The 16,650-nt window shown below is 70.2% G+C and carries 17 protein-coding genes; 5 read left to right on the top strand and 12 right to left on the bottom strand.

Annotation, left to right across the window (positions count from 1 at the left end; translation table 11 throughout):
* Positions 1 to 25: 25 nt before the first annotated feature.
* The 3 genes from CAL24_RS03950 to CAL24_RS03940 form a co-directional block, all read right to left on the bottom strand.
* A complete protein-coding gene (locus tag CAL24_RS03950; protein ID WP_094805775.1) occupies positions 26 to 904 on the bottom strand; it encodes a LysR family transcriptional regulator in 879 nt (292 codons plus the stop codon).
* Positions 905 to 977: 73 nt separating this feature from the next.
* The gene (locus tag CAL24_RS03945; protein WP_094805774.1) at positions 978 to 3,050 is read right to left on the bottom strand and encodes a pyridoxamine 5'-phosphate oxidase family protein; all 2,073 of its coding nucleotides are present in this window, start codon (positions 3,048 to 3,050) and stop codon (positions 978 to 980) included.
* A 49-nt stretch (positions 3,051 to 3,099) separates the two neighbouring features.
* The gene (locus CAL24_RS03940; protein WP_094805773.1) at positions 3,100 to 3,711 is read right to left on the bottom strand and encodes a glutathione S-transferase family protein; all 612 of its coding nucleotides are present in this window, start codon (positions 3,709 to 3,711) and stop codon (positions 3,100 to 3,102) included.
* A 291-nt stretch (positions 3,712 to 4,002) separates the two neighbouring features.
* On the opposite strand from CAL24_RS03940, the gene CAL24_RS03935 reads away from it, so the two are divergent.
* The 3 genes from CAL24_RS03935 (at position 4,003) to dksA (ending at position 5,461) form a co-directional block, all read left to right on the top strand.
* On the top strand, positions 4,003 to 4,347 hold the full coding sequence (locus tag CAL24_RS03935; protein ID WP_028356725.1) for a glycine zipper 2TM domain-containing protein: 345 nt from the start codon (positions 4,003 to 4,005) through the stop codon (positions 4,345 to 4,347).
* 111 nt (positions 4,348 to 4,458) lie between these two features.
* Complete coding sequence (locus CAL24_RS03930; protein WP_141218044.1) at positions 4,459 to 4,941, top strand: hypothetical protein; 483 nt, start codon at positions 4,459 to 4,461, stop codon at positions 4,939 to 4,941.
* A gap of 52 nt (positions 4,942 to 4,993) precedes the next feature.
* The gene (dksA, locus tag CAL24_RS03925) at positions 4,994 to 5,461 is read left to right on the top strand and encodes an RNA polymerase-binding protein DksA (protein ID WP_170947021.1); all 468 of its coding nucleotides are present in this window, start codon (positions 4,994 to 4,996) and stop codon (positions 5,459 to 5,461) included.
* Positions 5,462 to 5,485: 24 nt separating this feature from the next.
* Here the strand turns inward: dksA and mnmH are convergent, their stop codons facing one another.
* The 3 genes from mnmH to CAL24_RS03910 all read right to left on the bottom strand — a co-directional run bounded on the left by mnmH (position 5,486) and on the right by CAL24_RS03910 (position 8,502).
* Positions 5,486 to 6,583: a tRNA 2-selenouridine(34) synthase MnmH gene (mnmH, locus tag CAL24_RS03920; protein ID WP_028356728.1), complete on the bottom strand. Its 1,098-nt coding sequence runs from the start codon at positions 6,581 to 6,583 to the stop codon at positions 5,486 to 5,488.
* A gap of 14 nt (positions 6,584 to 6,597) precedes the next feature.
* Positions 6,598 to 7,632 carry a selenide, water dikinase SelD gene (selD, locus tag CAL24_RS03915; RefSeq protein WP_028356729.1) on the bottom strand — a complete coding sequence of 345 codons (1,035 nt, stop codon included), beginning with the start codon at positions 7,630 to 7,632 and terminating at the stop codon, positions 6,598 to 6,600.
* 72 nt (positions 7,633 to 7,704) lie between these two features.
* On the bottom strand, positions 7,705 to 8,502 hold the full coding sequence (locus CAL24_RS03910) for an AadA family aminoglycoside 3''-O-nucleotidyltransferase (RefSeq protein WP_094805772.1): 798 nt from the start codon (positions 8,500 to 8,502) through the stop codon (positions 7,705 to 7,707).
* A 58-nt stretch (positions 8,503 to 8,560) separates the two neighbouring features.
* Here CAL24_RS03910 and CAL24_RS03905 point away from each other — a divergent pair, with 58 nt between their 5' ends.
* Positions 8,561 to 9,067 carry a GNAT family N-acetyltransferase gene (locus tag CAL24_RS03905; protein WP_094806488.1) on the top strand — a complete coding sequence of 169 codons (507 nt, stop codon included), beginning with the start codon at positions 8,561 to 8,563 and terminating at the stop codon, positions 9,065 to 9,067.
* 3 nt (positions 9,068 to 9,070) lie between these two features.
* Here the strand turns inward: CAL24_RS03905 and CAL24_RS03900 are convergent, their stop codons facing one another.
* The 6 genes from CAL24_RS03900 to gcvA all read right to left on the bottom strand — a co-directional run bounded on the left by CAL24_RS03900 (position 9,071) and on the right by gcvA (position 15,186).
* Positions 9,071 to 9,781 (bottom strand): class I SAM-dependent methyltransferase, encoded by a 711-nt coding sequence (locus tag CAL24_RS03900; RefSeq protein WP_249278472.1) that lies wholly within the window; start codon positions 9,779 to 9,781, stop codon positions 9,071 to 9,073.
* Between the two features lie 112 nt (positions 9,782 to 9,893).
* Positions 9,894 to 11,417 (bottom strand): fumarate hydratase, encoded by a 1,524-nt coding sequence (locus CAL24_RS03895; RefSeq protein WP_028356733.1) that lies wholly within the window; start codon positions 11,415 to 11,417, stop codon positions 9,894 to 9,896.
* A gap of 142 nt (positions 11,418 to 11,559) precedes the next feature.
* A complete protein-coding gene (locus tag CAL24_RS03890; protein ID WP_028356734.1) occupies positions 11,560 to 12,327 on the bottom strand; it encodes a crotonase/enoyl-CoA hydratase family protein in 768 nt (255 codons plus the stop codon).
* Positions 12,328 to 12,478: 151 nt separating this feature from the next.
* Complete coding sequence (locus CAL24_RS03885; protein ID WP_028356735.1) at positions 12,479 to 13,678, bottom strand: aminotransferase class V-fold PLP-dependent enzyme; 1,200 nt, start codon at positions 13,676 to 13,678, stop codon at positions 12,479 to 12,481.
* Positions 13,679 to 13,695: 17 nt separating this feature from the next.
* On the bottom strand, positions 13,696 to 14,166 hold the full coding sequence (locus tag CAL24_RS03880) for a RidA family protein (RefSeq protein WP_028356736.1): 471 nt from the start codon (positions 14,164 to 14,166) through the stop codon (positions 13,696 to 13,698).
* Between the two features lie 111 nt (positions 14,167 to 14,277).
* Positions 14,278 to 15,186: a transcriptional regulator GcvA gene (gene gcvA, locus CAL24_RS03875; RefSeq protein ID WP_094806486.1), complete on the bottom strand. Its 909-nt coding sequence runs from the start codon at positions 15,184 to 15,186 to the stop codon at positions 14,278 to 14,280.
* A 131-nt stretch (positions 15,187 to 15,317) separates the two neighbouring features.
* Here gcvA and hisD point away from each other — a divergent pair, with 131 nt between their 5' ends.
* Positions 15,318 to 16,583 carry a histidinol dehydrogenase gene (hisD, locus tag CAL24_RS03870; RefSeq protein WP_094805771.1) on the top strand — a complete coding sequence of 422 codons (1,266 nt, stop codon included), beginning with the start codon at positions 15,318 to 15,320 and terminating at the stop codon, positions 16,581 to 16,583.
* Positions 16,584 to 16,650: the final 67 nt, after the last annotated feature.

Raw genomic sequence — 16,650 nt, 5'->3', positions numbered from 1 at the left:
GGCGGCCGCCCGCAACGCGCGCCACTCACTTCCCCCGCAACATCGCAACCGCCAGATCCACGAAGGCCCTGACTTTGGCCGGCGCCTGCCGCCCCTCGGGATACAGCACGTGGATCGGCAAAGGCGGTTCTTCGTACTCGGCGAGCACGATCCGCAGCCTGCCGTCGCGCAGGGCCGGCTCGACCTGGTAATGCAGCACCCGGGTCAGCGCCAGGCCGGCCAGGGCGGTCGCGATGGCCACTTCGTTGTTATTGGATTGCAGCCAATTCTGGATCGTCACGCGCTGGTCGCCGGCGAAGCGCCATTCCGGCGAGCCCCACGCGCCGGTGGATGCCGCGATGCGGTGGCCCTTCAGGTCCGCCGGCGTCCCGGGCACGCCGTATTGCTGGAAATAGGCGGGCGCCCCGCACACCACCCGGCGCATCGTACCGACCTGGATCGCCGCGAACCCGGAGTCCGGCAGGCGCCCGATCCGGATCGCAACGTCGATGCCCTCGTCGACCAGGTTGACCGGCCGGTCCACGAACAGGACCCTGCCGTTCACCGCGGGATGCCGCTTCAGGAACTCGTGCAGGATGGGCAGGACGTACATCTGGCCGAACAGCACCGACGCGGTAATGGCCAGCGTGCCGGACGGCGCCGCGTACGAGCCGGCCGCCGCGGCCTCGGCCTCGACGATGTCCGCCAGGATCCGCTTGCAGTCCTCCAGGTAGCGCCGGCCCGGCTCCGTCAGCTTGACCGAACGCGTCGTGCGCACGAACAAGCGCGCGCCGATCGCGTCTTCCAGGGCGGCGATGGCCCGGGTCACGGCCGGCGGGCTCATATGCAGCTGGCGCGCCGACGCGGCGAAGCTGCCCGTTTCCGCCACCTTCACGAAAATTCGCATGGCCTGCCAGCGATCCACCCCGGTCTCCCGCATTCTGATGTGCCGCCTATATTACGGTCATCGGCACGCCAGGGACGGTGCGCCCGCGGGTTCAGAGAGCAAGATGGACGGCTTCGGCCGACGCATCCGCTGGCTCGGCCGGCACGGCGCAGCAGATCAGCACCTCGCCCTCGGCCACGGCGGCGGCGGGTTCGCGGATGTAGGTCACCTCTCCCTTGAGCAACCTGGTGCGGCAGGTACCGCAGGAGCCGGCGCGGCAACCGGACGCCGGCGCGAGCCCGCGCGCCTCCGCGAGGTCGAGCAGCGTGCCCGAGCCGGGCGTCCAGCGCGCCTCCTTCAGCGACTCCAGGAACGCCACGGATACCGGCACGGCGGACGCAGGCCGGCGCGCGGGCGCGGGCGCGGCCGCCGCGCCGCCGGCATCGCGCGCCAGCGACGCGGGTCCGAACGATTCGGCATGGATGCGGCAGTCGGCGACGCCATAACCCCTGAGGCCGTCATACAGCGCCTGCATGAACCCGGGCGGCCCGCACAGATAGAAATCGTAGTCGTCGAACGCCAGGAATCGCGTCAACAGCGCCATATCGATGCGGCCGGCGGCGTCATAATCGCGGCCGGCCTCGGCGCCGGCGGGGTCGCTGAGCACGCGCACCAGCCTGACCGCGCCCTGCGCCGCGGCCGCCAGCCCGGACAGTTCGGCGTCGAATGCCCGGTCCGCCTTGTGGCGGGCAGCCTGGAACAGGATGGCCGGGCGCACGCGCCGGGTGCGCAGCCCTTCATGCACGATATCGCGCAGCATGGCCAGCATGGGCGTAATGCCGACGCCGCCGGCCAGCAGCACCGCGGGGCGCCGTTCGCGCGCATCCAGGACGAACCCGCCGGCCGGCGCGCCGGCTTCGATGATGTCGCCCACCTGGATGTGTTCATGCAAATGCCGCGAGATCGCCCCTGCGCGCTTGACGCTGATGCGATAGGCATCATCGGAAGGGGCAAGCGACAAGGTATAGCTGCGCACCGCGGGCGCGGCCGCGCCGGGCGGCGTCACGCGTATCGGCAGGTGCTGGCCGGCCGCGTGCGCCGGCAGGCCCAGGCCATCGGCGGGCCGCAGATGGAACGAGCGGATCGAGGCGCTCTCGTCGACGATCCGCGCGACGGTAAAAGGCCGCCAGCGCCCGGCCAGTTCGCGCGCGCGCAGCCGGCTCGCCGCCTGCGCCCAATCGCCGGTCATCAGCGCATTGGGCGACCAGCCGTCCGGCTGGAACCGCCACCGCAGCGCCAGCGCGCCGCGGCGCCGCACGATGCGGCGCGCCCGGAAGGTCCAGAGGCGCTCCGCCCCCTGGAACGCGGCGGTCTCCGGAGAATCCAGCAGGACCGTCGCGTCGCCGGTCATCTGCAGCACGTCGCCGCGCTCGTAATCGATGAAAATGAGGCCCGCCTTGCCATTGAGCACGAAATTGCCGAGCGTGGCAAAGAACAGGTTGCCGTCGAAGTCCGGGACGGTCAGCAACCCGTCGTCGCCCACGCGCACGAAGCCGGCCTTGCCGCCGCGGTGCGAGACATCGACCTGGCGGCGCTCGGCGCGGTCGGCATACGAGGCGACGAAGAACGCATCGGCGCCCTCGATCATGGCGCGCGCAGCGGGGTCCAATGCAGGCAGGTCTTCCGGCGGCGCGGCGGGTGGCTGCCCCGGTTCGCGCGCGAAGCGGCAATCGCGCAGCTGGATGTAGCGGGGGCAATTGCCGAAGCTCTGGTCCACCTCGACGTGCAGGCCGCCGCCGGCAGGGCTGACGATGCCATTCATCCGGTTGCGGCGCCGGGTGTGCATCTCGATCCCCAGCAACCCGATGGGCGCGCCGGCCTGGAGGCCGGCGCCCGCCGGATCGGCGGGGTCCGCCTGGGCGGCAATGTCCAGGCTCGTCGGCGTCGGCGACGCCATGAAGCCGGGTCGGCCCGTCAGGATCGTGGCCCACGCGTCGCCTGCGCCATCGACGCTGCCCAGCACGATAAACGGCAGTTGCGCGTAGAACTCGCGGTGCTGGTCCGGCATGTAGTCGCGCACGACCCGCTGGCCGACGGCGCGCATGCGTTCGGCAACGCCGATCCGCTCCTGGAGATAGATCTCGCCCGCGTGCCAGGCGGGCAGCTTCGGCAGTTTCCCGGCCATGTCAGTGTCCTTGGCGATGGATGAAAGCGGGCGCGCCCGGGCGGCCGCTTCAGGCCGCCAGGCCGGCGGGCGTGCGGATGAAAGGCACAAAGCCCGGCAACGCCTCGACCCGGCGCAAGAAGGCGTTGACCGCCGCATAGCCGGCCAGGTCGACATTCCCTTCGGGCGCCCGCGCCACGTAGCTGTAGATGGCCACATCCGCGATGGTCGGGCTCTTGCCGACCAGCCATTGGCGCGCGGCCAGGTGACTCTCCAGCTTGGCCAGAATCGTGTGCGCCCGCGCGATCACTTCCGCGGCGTCGAATCTGGCGCCGAACACCGTGACCAGGCGCGCCGCGGCGGGGCCGTACGCGATCTCGCCGGCGGCGACCGACAGCCAGCGCTGCACGGCGGCCGCGCCCTGCGGATCTTCGGGCAGCCAGTCGGCCCGGCCGGCCTTCTTGGCGAGATAAACCAGGATGGCATTGGAATCGGCCACCACCACGCCGTGGTCGTCCAGCACGGGCACCTGCCCGAACGGATTGAGCGCCAGGAAATCGGCCGTCTTGTGCGCGCCGGACGCCAGGTCGACTTCGATCAGTTCGTGCGGCAGCCCGAGCAGGGACAGGAACAGGCGGGCGCGATGCGCATGGCCGGAAAGCGAATGGTGATAGAGCTTCATAACGTATCTCCGAGAGCGGACGGACCAGCGCCGTACCGTTCCCGCAGATTAATAAGCCCTATCGAATTGTGGAATCTATAGTTTTGTCATTTCATCATTCCACTTATCGGAATAATTCGGCACCCCATGGGGGAGAAAGCGACTGAAACAGTTTATACACACCGTAGCCCAGTCTGCCGGACTGACACAGGTGCCCGATGCTAACTTGCTTGCGAGGCGGGCGATTTCCAGTTCAACCCGCCGTATCTGCCTGGCTGCGTCGCAGGGACGGCCAGGCACGGGAGAATAAACATGAACATCACCAAACGAATCACTCAGGCCGCTCTCGCCGGCATGCTGGCATTTGGCATCAGCACCACGGCGCTGGCCGACGAGCAGGGGCGCAATGCGATCATCGGCGCCGGACTGGGCGGCGTGGCCGGCGCATTGCTGTCGGACGGCGACCCCTGGATCACGCTGGGCGGCGCCGCCGCCGGGGGCGTGCTGGGGCACGTCATCACCGACGACGACGACCGCGGCCGCCACCGCCGCCACTGGGACCGCGACCGCGGCCGCGACCACTATTACAAGCGCGCCGGCTACCGGGGCCACCACAAGCATCGCGGCGACAAGCATCGCTGGCGTCACCGCGACTGACCGGGCGCGCCATCGACCAGCAACGCGGACGACGCCGATTTCCAGGCCCCTTTTACACACCCATCATCGTTATTTCCGTCTTACAGGCGTATGCTAGGCAGCAGCGTGCATGTGGCGATGCATCCCATTCTGCAGGGTTACATCAAGGCGGTCGCGGTTATGAAGGTCCTGGAACGTTGCCTGGCACGCTTGCTGAACGTCGTCGTGCAGCTATTGCCGCGTGCCCGCGACCCCGAACGGGGCGCTGTCCGGCCGGCCCCGTCCCGGTCGCGCGCCGCCAATCCCATGCAGTCGCAATGGCGCGTCTACCGCCTTTATGCCGCCGATTCCCGGCTCCTGCTGCGCGGCGAAACCGGCCGGGTCATCTGCATAGGCGCCTACGCCGGCGCCGGGCCGGCGCTGACGTACACCCTGGGAACGGGCGCCCAGAGCGGGCCCTGGGCTTCGCTGCCGGTGCTGCTGGCCAACGCCGCGCAACAGCTGACCGCGGCCAGGCTCGAACGCACCCTGGCGCAACCAGGCGAACAGGTCGCTGTATCCGCCGACCTGGACCGCGGCCCGTATTTAGACGTATCGCTGTTCCTGCGCCCGTGAACGGGAACCGCATCGGCCGGCGGACATGCGACAACCCATTGCGGGAGCAGCCATGAAGATTCCATCCGCGAAATTTGCCAGCGCCCTGGCGGCCGCCGACCGCCCGATGACGCTGGCGGCGCTGTTGAAAGCGCCCAAAAGCGATTACATGTCCGACCGGCAATTGCAGTTCTTTCACGCCCGCCTGGTCGAATCCCGGGGCGAACTGCTGGCGTCGGCCTACGACACGCAAAGCCGGCTCAAGGAAGACGAGGCCCATGCCGACCCGGCCGATGTGGCGTCAATCGAAGAAGAACTGACCCTGGAACTGCGGCTGCGCGACCGGGAATTCAAGCAGTTGCGCAAGATCGACCGCGCGCTCGAACGCATCCGGGACGGCTCTTATGGATGGTGCCGGGACAGCGGCGAACCCATAGGCCTGGGCCGGCTGCTGGCGCGCCCGACCGCGGAACTGTGCATCGAGGCTCAGGAACGCCATGAACAGGCCGAATCCGGCCTGGCGCGGTCGCGCCAGACCTGACGGCCGCCCCGCGGCGCCTCCCGCCTATTGCTGTGCGCCGCGCAAATAGGCAACGACGTCCTCGAGTTCTCCCACGAACCCGATCCTGTCCGCCTTGGACTGGCGCTGGTAGCCGTACATCGGGTCGTAGTATTCCACCAGCAGCTTCTCGATCCATTCGCGGTGCATCGCCACCGCCCCGCTCCGCCCCTGCTCGGCCAGCGCGCTGTCCATGACGGCCCGCAAGCGCGCGTGGCGCTCGCCGCCCAGCCGCCTGGCGATATTGTCCAGGCTCTGCCGCAGCCGTCCGGCGAACAGTTCGAAGCCGCGTTCGGCGCCATGCAGCCGGACGAACTCCGCGCACAGCTCCACGACATAGTCGCGCAGGATCCGCTCCACCCGGTTGTGCAGGCTGTCTTCCAGCCACACCACCGGGCTGCGCTGCATGGCCTGGAACAGGCCGACGGGCACGCTGCAGCTGCCGATGCAATGGCTTTCGTCCTCCACCACGAACGAGGCGTGCCCGGCGGCGCGCTTCTTGAGGATCTCGATGGCCAGCCGGTTCTCGAAATCGATCTGCGCCGGCTGCGCGGTGGCATGCTTGCCGAAGCTGGAGCCGCGATGATGCGCATGCGCCTCCAGATCCAGGCCGTGGTCGAGCCGGCGCAGCACATCGGTCTTGCCGGTGCCGGTCATGCCGCCCAGCACCACCAGGCGGCACTCGGCCACGGCGCGCTCCAGCGTTTCCAGCAGGAAGCCGCGCATCGCCTTGTAGCCGCCGATGATGCGCGGGTAGGCGACGCCGGCCTCGTCCTTGAGCCAGGCCTGCGTGATCTGCGAACGCAGCCCGCCGCGGAAGCAGTACAGGTAGCCGTCGGGATGGGCGCGCGCGAAATCGGCCCAGGCGGCGATGCGCCCGGCCTTGACGGCGCCGCTGACCAGCTGGTGTCCCAGCGCGATCGCCGCGTCCTGGCCGCGCTGCTTGTAGCACAGGCCGACTTGCTGCCGCTCGCTGTCGTTCATCAGCGGCAGGTTGACCGCGCCGGGGAAAGCGCCCTTGCCGAATTCGACCGGCGCGCGGGTATCCAGCAACGGGACGTCGCCGAGGAACAGCGCGCGGTAATCGGCGGTGTCGTCGCGCATGGCTGCCCGGGCCGTCACAGCACTTCGACAGCGTGGCGCTGCTGCGGCACCAATTCGCCGATGGCCCGCAGGTCCAGGCCCAGCTCGGCGGCCACGGCCAGGAATTCGGCCTCGCCTTCCGGCGCCACGGCCACCAGCAGGCCGCCACTGGTCTGCGGGTCGCACAGCAGGTTGATGCGGTCCTGGCCGATGGGCGCGATGCGCTCGCCGTAGCTCTCGTAGTTGCGGCCGGTGCCGCCCGGCACGCAGCCCGCGGCCAGGTAGTGTTCGACGCCGGGCAGGCGCGGCACGTCGTCGAAGACGATGCGGGCGGTCAGGCCGCTGCCGTCGGCCATCTCGACCAGGTGGCCCAGCAGCCCGAAGCCGGTGACGTCGGTCATGGCCCGCACGCCGGCCAGGCGGCCGAAACGGCTGCCGGGCCGGTTCAGGGTGCACATCCAGTCGCGCGCCAGGTTGACGTCCTCCGGGCGCAGCCGGGATTTCTTCTCGGCGGTGGTCAGGATGCCGATGCCGAGCGGCTTGGTCAGGTAGAGCCTGCAGCCGGCGCTGGCCGTGTCATTGCGTTTCAGGCGCGCCTTGTCGACCACGCCGGTGACGGCCAGGCCGAAGATGGGCTCCGGCGCGTCGATCGAATGGCCGCCGGCCAGCGGGATGCCAGCGTCATCGCAGGCGGCGCGGCCGCCGCGCACCACCTCGCGCGCGACCTCGGGCGGCAGCAGGTTGACCGGCCAGCCCAGGATGGCGATGGCCAGCAGCGGGTCGCCGCCCATGGCGTAGATATCGCTGATGGCATTGGTGGCGGCGATGCGGCCGAAGTCGAACGGGTCGTCGACGATGGGCATGAAGAAATCGGTGGTCGAGACCACGCCGCGCTCGTCGTCCAGGCCGTAGACGGCCGCGTCGTCGCGCGAGGCGTTGCCGACCCAGAGCCGGGGATCCAGGTTCTGGGCGCCGCTGCCGGCCAGGATCACGTCCAGCACCTTGGGCGAGATCTTGCAGCCGCAGCCGGCGCCGTGGCTATATTGAGTAAGGCGGATGGGGGAATTCATGAGGGTTCGATCACAAGCTGATGGAGGGGATTCTAGTCCAGGCCCCCGGGAGCCGCCGGCCGCGGCATGGGATCAGCCGGCCGGCGCCCCTGCCGCGCGCCGGATCTCGGCCTTGGCGTGGTGGATGAATGCCGCGACCTGCTCCGGGCACTGCGCCAGCGCGTCGGCCGCGCGACCCAGGTAGGCGTCGCGCGCCTGGGCCAGCACCGGCCGATGCGCCGCGGGCAGGCGGTCCAGCGCCCAGGCGGCGGCCGTGTCCTTGGCCGCGATCTTGCCGGTCACCACGCTGTACCAGATGCGCGCCAGCGCCAGCACGATATGGCGCTCCTCGTCCCGCCAGTCGGCCGGCTCGTTCCACTGGGCGATGGTATCGGCCAGCGCCCGGGCGAAATCCGCCGGCGGGACCGGGGCGAACAGCTCATGCGCCGGGGGCCCCAGCAAGCTGACGCTGTGCTGCCTGGCCTTGGTCAGCAGGATCGCCAGGTCGTGGTCCTGCATGGGCGGTTCGAACTTGCCGGCGCGCAGATCGTCGCGCAGCCACTCGCCGAATTGCAGCTCGCGCCGCGCGGGGTGGCGCCAGGGCAGCACCGCATCGCGGGCCAGCACCGTGACTTCGAGCGCGCAGCATGCCGGATCGGTGCCGGGCCAGGCGGACACCTTCAGCAGATCCACCATCAGCGCGCGCCGGACCGGCTCGCCGGGGGCGGCGCCGACCACCGCCAGCAAGTCGATGTCGCTTTGGGGCCGCAGGCCGCCATCGACGGCCGAACCGAACAGATAGAGGGCCTGCAGCGTGCCGCCCAGGTGGCGATCGAGGATCGCGCGGGCGCGCGCCAGTTGGGCAATGATCTCGCTGGGGATGGATGGCATGGTGCGGTATGGTACGGATTCCGCCATCTTTACCACAGCCCGCCAGCGGGCGCACGCCATGCCGCCTCCCTTCGCCATTCGCCGCCTGGACGCACCGGACGCGGCCGCCTACCGGCGGCTGCGGCTGGAAGCGCTGCAAACCCACCCCACGGCCTTCGGCAGTTCCTGGGAAGAGGAAAGCGTCCGCCCCCTCGAATGGTTCGCCGCGCGCCTGGCGGACCTGCCGATGCTGGGCGGGTGGCGGGACCAACGCCTGTGCGGCATCGCCGGCCTGTACTTGGAACAGGGCCTCAAGACTCGCCACAAGGGCATCATCGTGGGCGTCTTCGTGCACCCGGAGGCGCGCGGCGCCGGCCTCGGACAGGCGCTGATCCGCGAACTGATCGGCTATGCCACGGGCCGGCTGGACACCCTGCTGCTGACCGTCGAGGCCTCCAACAAGGCGGCCTACGCGCTGTACCGCAAGCTGGGGTTCGAAGGGTACGGGCGCGAGCCGCGCGCCTTGAAGATCGACGGCCGCTACTACGACGAAATCCTGATGGCGCTGCGCTTGCCGGCGGCGTGAGGCTCAGCCCTGCGCCGGCCGCCGCGCCGACATCATCAGCCAGCGGCCGTACAGCGCCTGCCGGCTGCCGGCCTGGCGCCAGTAGTCGCGCTCGTCCGCGGACGATGCGGCGCGCTCGTGCGAGCGGCAGTACGCGCGCGCCGGCAGGCCGGCCAGGTGCTCGACCAGGTACTTGGGCTTGGGCTCGTCCACCTCGTGCAGCACGATCTCGCCGAACCCCTGGTGCGCCAGGAACAAATGCAGTTGCGGAAACGACCACGGCACATACGTGACGTAGTCGCCGCGGCGCTTGCCCACCATGGGGCTGAAGCCATAATGGAAGCCGCGGGTCAGGTAGGCGAGCCGCGACCCCACGCGCCAGGTGTTGGGGGTGGTCAGGATGAGCCGGCCGCCGGGCCGCAGGGCGCGGAATGCGCCGTCCAGCATCAGGCCGGGGTTGCGCAGCAGATGGATGGCCTCGGCGCAGACGATGGCGTCGTAGCCGGCGGCACCGGCCAGCGGTGTGTCGAGATCGTGCTCGCGCACGTGCCGGTATGGCAGATCGGCGGCGGGGAACTCCCACAGGCCCAGGCCGTCGAGCGCGTCGAGCTGGAGCTTGCCGGCGGCCACTGCCTGCCCCAGCCAGCCGCTGCCGCACGGCATGTCCAGCACGACGCGGGCGCCGTGCTGGCGCAGGATGGACAGCACGACGGGATGATAAGGCTTGGTGCGCATGCCGGGCGGGACCAGGGTTGCTTACAGAACCCTGAATGTACCCAACCCAGGTTACATCACCAAGCGCGCAAGGCCACCGGGCGGCGGCCGCCCGGTGGATCCAGCAGGGATATCAGGCGACCGCGACCGGGATCTTGCCGATGCGGGCCTGCCATTCGCGCGGGCCGGTGGTATGCACCGAGGTGCCCTGCGCGTCGACCGCGACGGTGACCGGCATGTCCTTCACGTCGAATTCGTAGATGGCCTCCATGCCCAGGTCTTCGAAGGCCAGCACGCGGGCTTCGCGAATGGCCTTGGACACCAGGTAGGCGGCGCCCCCCACGGCCATCAGGTAGGCCGACTGGTGCTTGCGGATGGCCTCGATGGCGACCGGGCCGCGCTCGGACTTGCCGATCATGGCGATCAGGCCGGTCTGCGCCAGCATCATGTCGGTGAACTTGTCCATGCGGGTGGCGGTGGTCGGGCCGGCCGGGCCGACCACTTCGTCGCGCACCGGATCGACCGGGCCCACGTAGTAGATGACGCGGTTGGTGAAGTCCACCGGCAGCTTCTCGCCCTTGGCCAGCATGTCCTGGATGCGCTTGTGCGCGGCGTCGCGGCCGGTGAGCATCTTGCCCGACAGCAGCAGGGTCTGGCCGGGCTTCCAGCTGGCCACTTCCTCGCGGGTGAGCGTGTTCAGGTCGACCTGCTTCGACTTGTTGTAGTCGGGCGCCCAATGCACTTCGGGCCACTCGGACAGGGCCGGCGGATCGAGCCGCGCCGGGCCCGAGCCGTCGAGCTCGAAGTGGGCGTGGCGCGTGGCCGCGCAGTTGGGGATCATGGCCACCGGCTTGGAGGCCGCGTGGGTGGGGAAGGTGTTGATCTTGACGTCGAGCACGGTGGTCAGGCCGCCCAGCCCCTGCGCGCCGATGCCCAGCGCATTGACCTTTTCGTAGAGCTCGATGCGCAGTTCTTCGAGCTTGTTCCGCGGGCCGCGCTCGAGCAGTTCGTACATGTCGATGTCGTCCATGAGCGACTGCTTGGCCATCAGCATGGCTTTCTCGGCGGTGCCGCCGACGCCGATGCCCAGCATGCCGGGCGGGCACCAGCCGGCGCCCATGGTGGGTACGGTCTTGAGCACCCAGTCGACCAGCGAGTCGCTCGGGTTGAGCATGACGAACTTGGATTTGTTTTCCGAGCCGCCGCCCTTGGAGGCGATCTGCACGTCGACCTTGGCGCCGGGCACCAGTTCGACGTGCAGGATACAGGGGGTGTTGTCGCGGGTGTTCTTGCGGGCGAACAGCGGGTCGTCCAGCACCGAGGCGCGCAGCGGGTTGTCCGGGTTGGTGTAGCCGCGGCGCACGCCTTCGTCGCACAGTTCCTGCAGGGTGCGGCGGGTGTCGAAGCGCACGTCCATGCCGACCTTCAGGAACACGTTGACGATGCCGGTGTCCTGGCACAGCGGCCGCTTGCCTTCGGCGCACATGCGCGAGTTGGTGAGGATCTGCGCCATGGCGTCGCGCGCCGCCGGGCTTTCCTCGCGCTCGTAGGCGCGCGCCAGGTGGCGGATGTAGTCGACGGGATGGTAGTAGCTGATGAACTGGATGCCATCGGCGATAGACTGGATGAAGTCTTCTTCTTTGATGAGGACGGACATGGCGGTATGAACGGAAAGCGAATGGAAAACGGAAACCGGGGAAAGCCCCGCGCGGGGCCCGCGGCGCGGCGGCAAGACGCGCGGCCGGGCGAGCCGGCCGCGCGCGATCGACGGGTTATTTTATGACCAGCCGGGGCAAGGGCTATTTGCCCTGCCACACAGGCTTGCGCTTTTCGGCGAAGGCGGTGGCGCCCTCCTTGGCGTCGGCGGAGGTGAAAATGTGCGCGATCAGGGGCCGCTGGCGGTCGAACATGCCCTCTTGTTCCCAGTCGGTGGCCTGGGCCACGATGCTCTTGGCGGTCTGCACGGCCAGCGGCCCGTTCTCGACGATGACGCGCGCCAGTTCCAGGGCGCCGTCCAGCGCCTTGCCGGGCTCGGTCAGGCGGTTGACCAGCCCGTAGCCGTGGGCCCGCTCGGCGCTGAGCATGTCGCCGGTCAGGATCACTTCCATGGCGATGTGGTACGGCAGGCGGCGCGGCAGGCGCAGCATGCCGCCGGAGCCGGCCACCAGGCCGCGCTTGACTTCCGGCAGGCCGAACTTGGCGTTGCTGGCGGCCACGATCAGGTCGGCCGCCAGGGCCATCTCGCAACCGCCGGCCAGGGCGTAGCCTTCCACGGCGGCGATCAGCGGCTTGCGCGGCGGCCGTTCGTTCAGGCCGGCGAAGCCGCGGCCGGGGATGAGCGGACGCTGGCCGCTCTGTGCGAAGGCTTTCAGGTCCATGCCCGACGAAAACGTGCCGCCGGCGCCGGTCAGGATGCCGATGCGCACGTCATCGCGGCTGTCGAGCTGCTCGAGCGCGGCGGCCATGGCCTGCGCGGTCTCCAGGTTGATGGCGTTCTTGGCTTCGGGGCGGTTGATGGTGATGACCTGGATGCCATCGACGACGTCTACCTTGATCAGCTCGGACATGCGGGACTCCTTCTGGCCTGTCTCTGGGCCTGGGTTATCTATAAGACTTGAGGGATAACCGAATCATACGACCATCGGCGCCGGCCCGCCCCGCGAGGGCGGGTGGTCACAATATTGACCGGGCGCGGAAGCCGCGGCCCCAGGGCGGCCCCTATTTCGCCAGCGCGCGCACCGCGGCCACCAGCCGGTCGATTTCATCTCCGGTCGTCAGGTAGCTGACCGCCGCCCGCGCCACCGCGACAAGCCCGCGCGCCCGCATGTCGAGCGGCGTGTAGGGGATGCCGTTGGCGGAAATGTTGATGCCCTGCGCCGCCAGCGCCGCGCGCACCTCGGGCCCGGTCATGCCGTCCACATTGAACGACACCAGCGCGGAACGCTCCTCGCCCAGGTCGTGCAGCGTCACGCCGGGCAGGCGCGCCAGCCGCTCGCGCAGCGCGCCCGCGCTGGCGTCGATGCGCGCGCGGATCGCCGCCACGTCCAGGTCGAGCGCCTCCTGCAAGGCATTGGCCAGCCCGCAGACCAGCGCCACCGGCTGTTCGCTGGTTTCCAGGCGGCGCGCGCCATCGCGCAGCGCCGATACGCCGTCGGCATCCACCGGCGCGGACGAGGTGTCCACGAACGCCGGGGCCAGCCGTGCGGCGAATTCGTCGCGCACGTACAGCAGGCTCAGGCCGCGCGGACCGCGCAGGTGCTTGCGCACCGGCGCCACCAGCATGTCGCAGCCGACGGCGCGCACGTCGATGGGTAGCTGCCCCAGGGCCTGCGCCGCATCCACGATATAGGGAATGCCGTGACGGCGCGCCACCGCGCCGATGGCGGCGGCCGGGTTGATCAGGCCGCCATTGGCCGGCAGCCAGGTCAGGGAAATAAGCCGCACCCGCTCGTCCAGCATGGCTTGCAGCGCATCCGGCGCGGCGCGGCCGGCGGCGTCGCAGGGAATCGCCTCGATACTGGCGCCGGCCCGTCCGGCGACCTGCTGCAGGGTGGCCAGGTTGCCGCCCCATTCCGAGCGGCCCACCAGGATGCGGTCGCCCGGCCGCCACGGCCCCAGGGCGGCGAAGGCGCGGCCCCAGGCATCGGAACAGCCCGAGGCGAACGCCACTTCGTCCGGCTGCGCGCCGAGCAGGCGGGCGGCCCGCTGCCGCGCCGCGGCCACGCTGTCCTGGGCCGCCTGGGCGGCTTCCATCGGCCCCCTGGCGGCTTCGCGCTGCAGATGCTCGACCACCGCCCGCACCGTGGCGGCGGACGGCAGCGACGCGCCGGCATGGTTGAAGTGCAGGACCTGGTCGATCCCGGGCGTGGCGCGGCGCAGCCGCGCCACGTCGGCGTCGGTCAATGTGGCTTGCGGCATGGGCGGCTCCCGCGCGGCTAGGGCTTGATCTGCACGATGGCCTCGACCTCGACGGCCACGCCGCGCGGCAGCGACGCGACGCCCACCGCGGTGCGCGCATGGCGGCCCGCGTCGCCCAGCACGTCGACCATCAGGTCGGAGGCGCCGTCGGCCACCGTGCTCTGGCGCTGGAAGTCCGGCGGGCAGGCCACGAACACGCCCAGCCGCACCACGCGCGCCACCCGCGCCAGGTCGTCGCCGACCGCGTCGGCCAGCTGCGCCAGCACGCACAGCGCCGCCTGGCGCGCGGCCTGGCGGCCTTCTTCCTCGCTGAGGGTGTCGCCGACCCGGCCCAGGAACACCGCCTCGCCGTTGCGGCGCGGCACCTGCCCGGAAATGAACAGGAGATCGCCCACTTGCACCTTGGAAACGTAATTGGCGGCCGGGCCGGCGGCCGGCTCGAGGGTCAGGCCGAGGGACTGGACGCGGGCGGAAAGGGTCGAAGACATGCTGGATACCTCTGCGATGAGAACAATACAGGCCTCATCCTAGCCGTCCCGCGGCGGCTTTGGCGAATGAAAAATGGTCGCCCACGCATCAATGCCATTCATACATGCCGCTCAACCGGGCCGGCGCGCCGCCTCGGCCTGCACCCACTGGCAAAAGGCCGCGGCCGGCTCCGGCAGCGCCGTGCGCGGCAACACCAGCCACCAGCCGATGTCCGGATCCTCATACACGGCGTGCGGCGCGGGCAGCACCAGCGCGCCGGCGGCGAGCAGCGGCTGGACCAGCCGCTGCCGGCCCATGGCGACGCCCTGCCCGCCCAGCGCGGCCTCGATCACGATGTTGTAGTCATGCAGGTGCAGGGTGCGGGCGCCGGACAGGTCCACGCCGTGGGCCTGCGACCAGATTTCCCATTCGAACGGATGGCGCGAATGCGAGACCAGCAGCGGATGGCGCAGCAGGTCGTCCAGCGACTTGACTTGGCGCCGGCGTCCCAGCAGGGCCGGCGCGCAGACCGGCGCCAGCCGCTCGGGCATCAGCTTGACCAGGTGCGCATCGGGCCAGTGTCCCCGCCCGTAGCGGATGGCCAGGTTCACGTCGCCCGCGGCCACATCGGCCAGGCCGATGTCCGGCACCAGCTGCAGGCTGATGCCGGGATGTGCGCGCGTGAACGCCGGCAGGCGCGGCACCAGCCAGCGCGCCGCGAACGAGGCCAGCAGGCCGACCTTCAACTGCGCCTCGGCGCGCTGCGGCGCGCGCGCCTGCCGCGTGGCGCGCGCCAGCAGTTCGAGGGCGGCGCGCACCTGGTCGTAATAGGCCTGGCCGCGCGGGGTGAAAGCGATGGCGCGGGTCCGGCGCACGAACAGCGGCCCGCCCAGCTCGCGCTCGAGCTTGTTGATCTGGTGGCTGACCGCGCTCTGGGTGACGAACAATTCGTCGGCGGCGCGGCTGAAACTCAGGTGGCGGCCGACCGCCTCGAAGGCGCGCAACGTCGTCAGCGGGGGCAAGTGGCGCAATGGGTCCATGGACTGGCGGCGCAAAAAGGCCATGGTAGCGCGTTCAATATCTTGACCACCTCTGCGCGGGCATGAATTTGCGGGGCGTGGCGCTCGTATAGTGGCCGCTGTCGCCAGTCATTCCGTCATCGAGAGTATTCATGCCCACTGCCCCCGCCACTCCCACCTACATCAAGTCGCCCGCCGCCCGCGCCCAGGACAGCGTCGGCGCCATCGAGGACACCGTGCGCGAGATCATCGCCCAGGTGCGCGCCCGCGGCGACGCCGCCGTGCGCGAGTATTCCCTCAAATTCGACCGCCAGGACACGCCCGTGCTGGAAGTCGGCATGGACGCGCGCCTGCGGGCCGTGGCCGACCTGGACGCGCAAACCCGCCAGGACACCGAATTCGCCATCGAGCGGGTGCGCGCCTTCGCCGAGGCGCAGTTGGCGACCGTGCTGCCGCTCGAGGTCGAGCCGCTGCCGGGCCTGCACCTGGGCCATCGCGTCATTCCGGTGCAGCGCATCGGCGCCTATGTGCCGGGCGGACGCTATCCGATCCTGTCGGCGCCGGTGATGACCATCGTGCCGGCCAAGGTGGCGGGCTGCGAAGAAGTGATCGCCTGCCTGCCGCCGGGCGCCCATCCGGCCATGGTCGCCGGCTGCCACCTGTCCGGCGCCGACCGCATCTTCCTGGTGGGCGGCGCCCAGGCCATCGCCGCCATGGCCTGCGGCACGGAATCGATCCCGGCCGTGGACAAGATCGTCGGGCCCGGCAACGCCTATGTGAACGAAGCCAAGCGCCAGGTCTTCGGCGAAGTCGGCATCGACCAGCTGGCCGGGCCGAGCGAGATCTTCGTGGTGGCCGACGAGACGGGCGACGCCGAGATGATCGCCACCGACCTGCTGGCCCAGGCCGAGCACGACGTGCGCACCCGCGTGGGCCTGATCACCACCAGCGAGCCGCTGGCGCGCGCCACGCTGGCCGCGGTGCAGCGCCAGTTGCAGGACCTGCCCACCGCCGACGTGGCGGGCCGCGCCTGGCATGACTACGGCGAGATCGCGCTGTGCGCCGACGAGGCGGCCATGCTGGCCTATTCCGACCAGGTGGCGGCGGAGCACCTGCAAGTGCACACCCGCGACCCGCACGCCACCAGCCTGAAGCTGCGCAACTACGGTTCGCTGTTCATCGGCACGCTGGCCAGCGTGGTGTATTCGGACAAATGCTGCGGCACCAACCATACGCTGCCGACCATGGGCGCCGGCCGCTACACCGGCGGCCTGTGGGTGGGATCGTTCCTGAAGGTCTGCACCCACCAATGGCTGGACCAGCGCGGCGTGGCGGCGGTCGCGCCGCCGGCGGTGCGCCAGAGCCGGACCGAAGGCATGGAAGGCCACCGCCGCGCCGCCGCGCTGCGGCTCGGCTGACGGCCGCCGGGCGCCGGCCGGCGGGGCCGGCGTCCCTCTACCCATCATCCGCACACAAGGGGAACAC

Origin of the sequence: Bordetella genomosp. 2 (assembly GCF_002261345.1) — a bacterium.
In the GTDB taxonomy this organism is placed as follows: Bacteria; Pseudomonadota; Gammaproteobacteria; order Burkholderiales; family Burkholderiaceae_B; genus Bordetella_A.
Note: the sequence above shows the minus strand (reverse complement) of the source record. Positions and strands in the feature narration are given on the sequence as shown.

Coding starts and splice junctions, on each gene's coding strand:
- CAL24_RS03885 (WP_028356735.1), bottom strand. CDS start 13,678: ATGCCGCAAGCCACATTGACCGACGCCGACGTGGCGCGGCTGCGCCGC.
- CAL24_RS03895 (WP_028356733.1), bottom strand. CDS start 11,417: ATGTCCGTCCTCATCAAAGAAGAAGACTTCATCCAGTCTATCGCCGAT.
- CAL24_RS03945 (WP_094805774.1), bottom strand. CDS start 3,050: ATGGCCGGGAAACTGCCGAAGCTGCCCGCCTGGCACGCGGGCGAGATC.
- CAL24_RS03940 (WP_094805773.1), bottom strand. CDS start 3,711: ATGAAGCTCTATCACCATTCGCTTTCCGGCCATGCGCATCGCGCCCGC.
- CAL24_RS03900 (WP_249278472.1), bottom strand. CDS start 9,781: ATGCGCACCAAGCCTTATCATCCCGTCGTGCTGTCCATCCTGCGCCAG.
- CAL24_RS03935 (WP_028356725.1), top strand. CDS start 4,003: ATGAACATCACCAAACGAATCACTCAGGCCGCTCTCGCCGGCATGCTG.
- selD (WP_028356729.1), bottom strand. CDS start 7,632: ATGAATTCCCCCATCCGCCTTACTCAATATAGCCACGGCGCCGGCTGC.
- hisD (WP_094805771.1), top strand. CDS start 15,318: ATGCCCACTGCCCCCGCCACTCCCACCTACATCAAGTCGCCCGCCGCC.
- CAL24_RS03890 (WP_028356734.1), bottom strand. CDS start 12,327: ATGTCCGAGCTGATCAAGGTAGACGTCGTCGATGGCATCCAGGTCATC.
- CAL24_RS03910 (WP_094805772.1), bottom strand. CDS start 8,502: ATGCCATCCATCCCCAGCGAGATCATTGCCCAACTGGCGCGCGCCCGC.
- CAL24_RS03905 (WP_094806488.1), top strand. CDS start 8,561: ATGCCGCCTCCCTTCGCCATTCGCCGCCTGGACGCACCGGACGCGGCC.
- gcvA (WP_094806486.1), bottom strand. CDS start 15,186: ATGGACCCATTGCGCCACTTGCCCCCGCTGACGACGTTGCGCGCCTTC.
- CAL24_RS03880 (WP_028356736.1), bottom strand. CDS start 14,166: ATGTCTTCGACCCTTTCCGCCCGCGTCCAGTCCCTCGGCCTGACCCTC.
- mnmH (WP_028356728.1), bottom strand. CDS start 6,583: ATGCGCGACGACACCGCCGATTACCGCGCGCTGTTCCTCGGCGACGTC.
- dksA (WP_170947021.1), top strand. CDS start 4,994: ATGAAGATTCCATCCGCGAAATTTGCCAGCGCCCTGGCGGCCGCCGAC.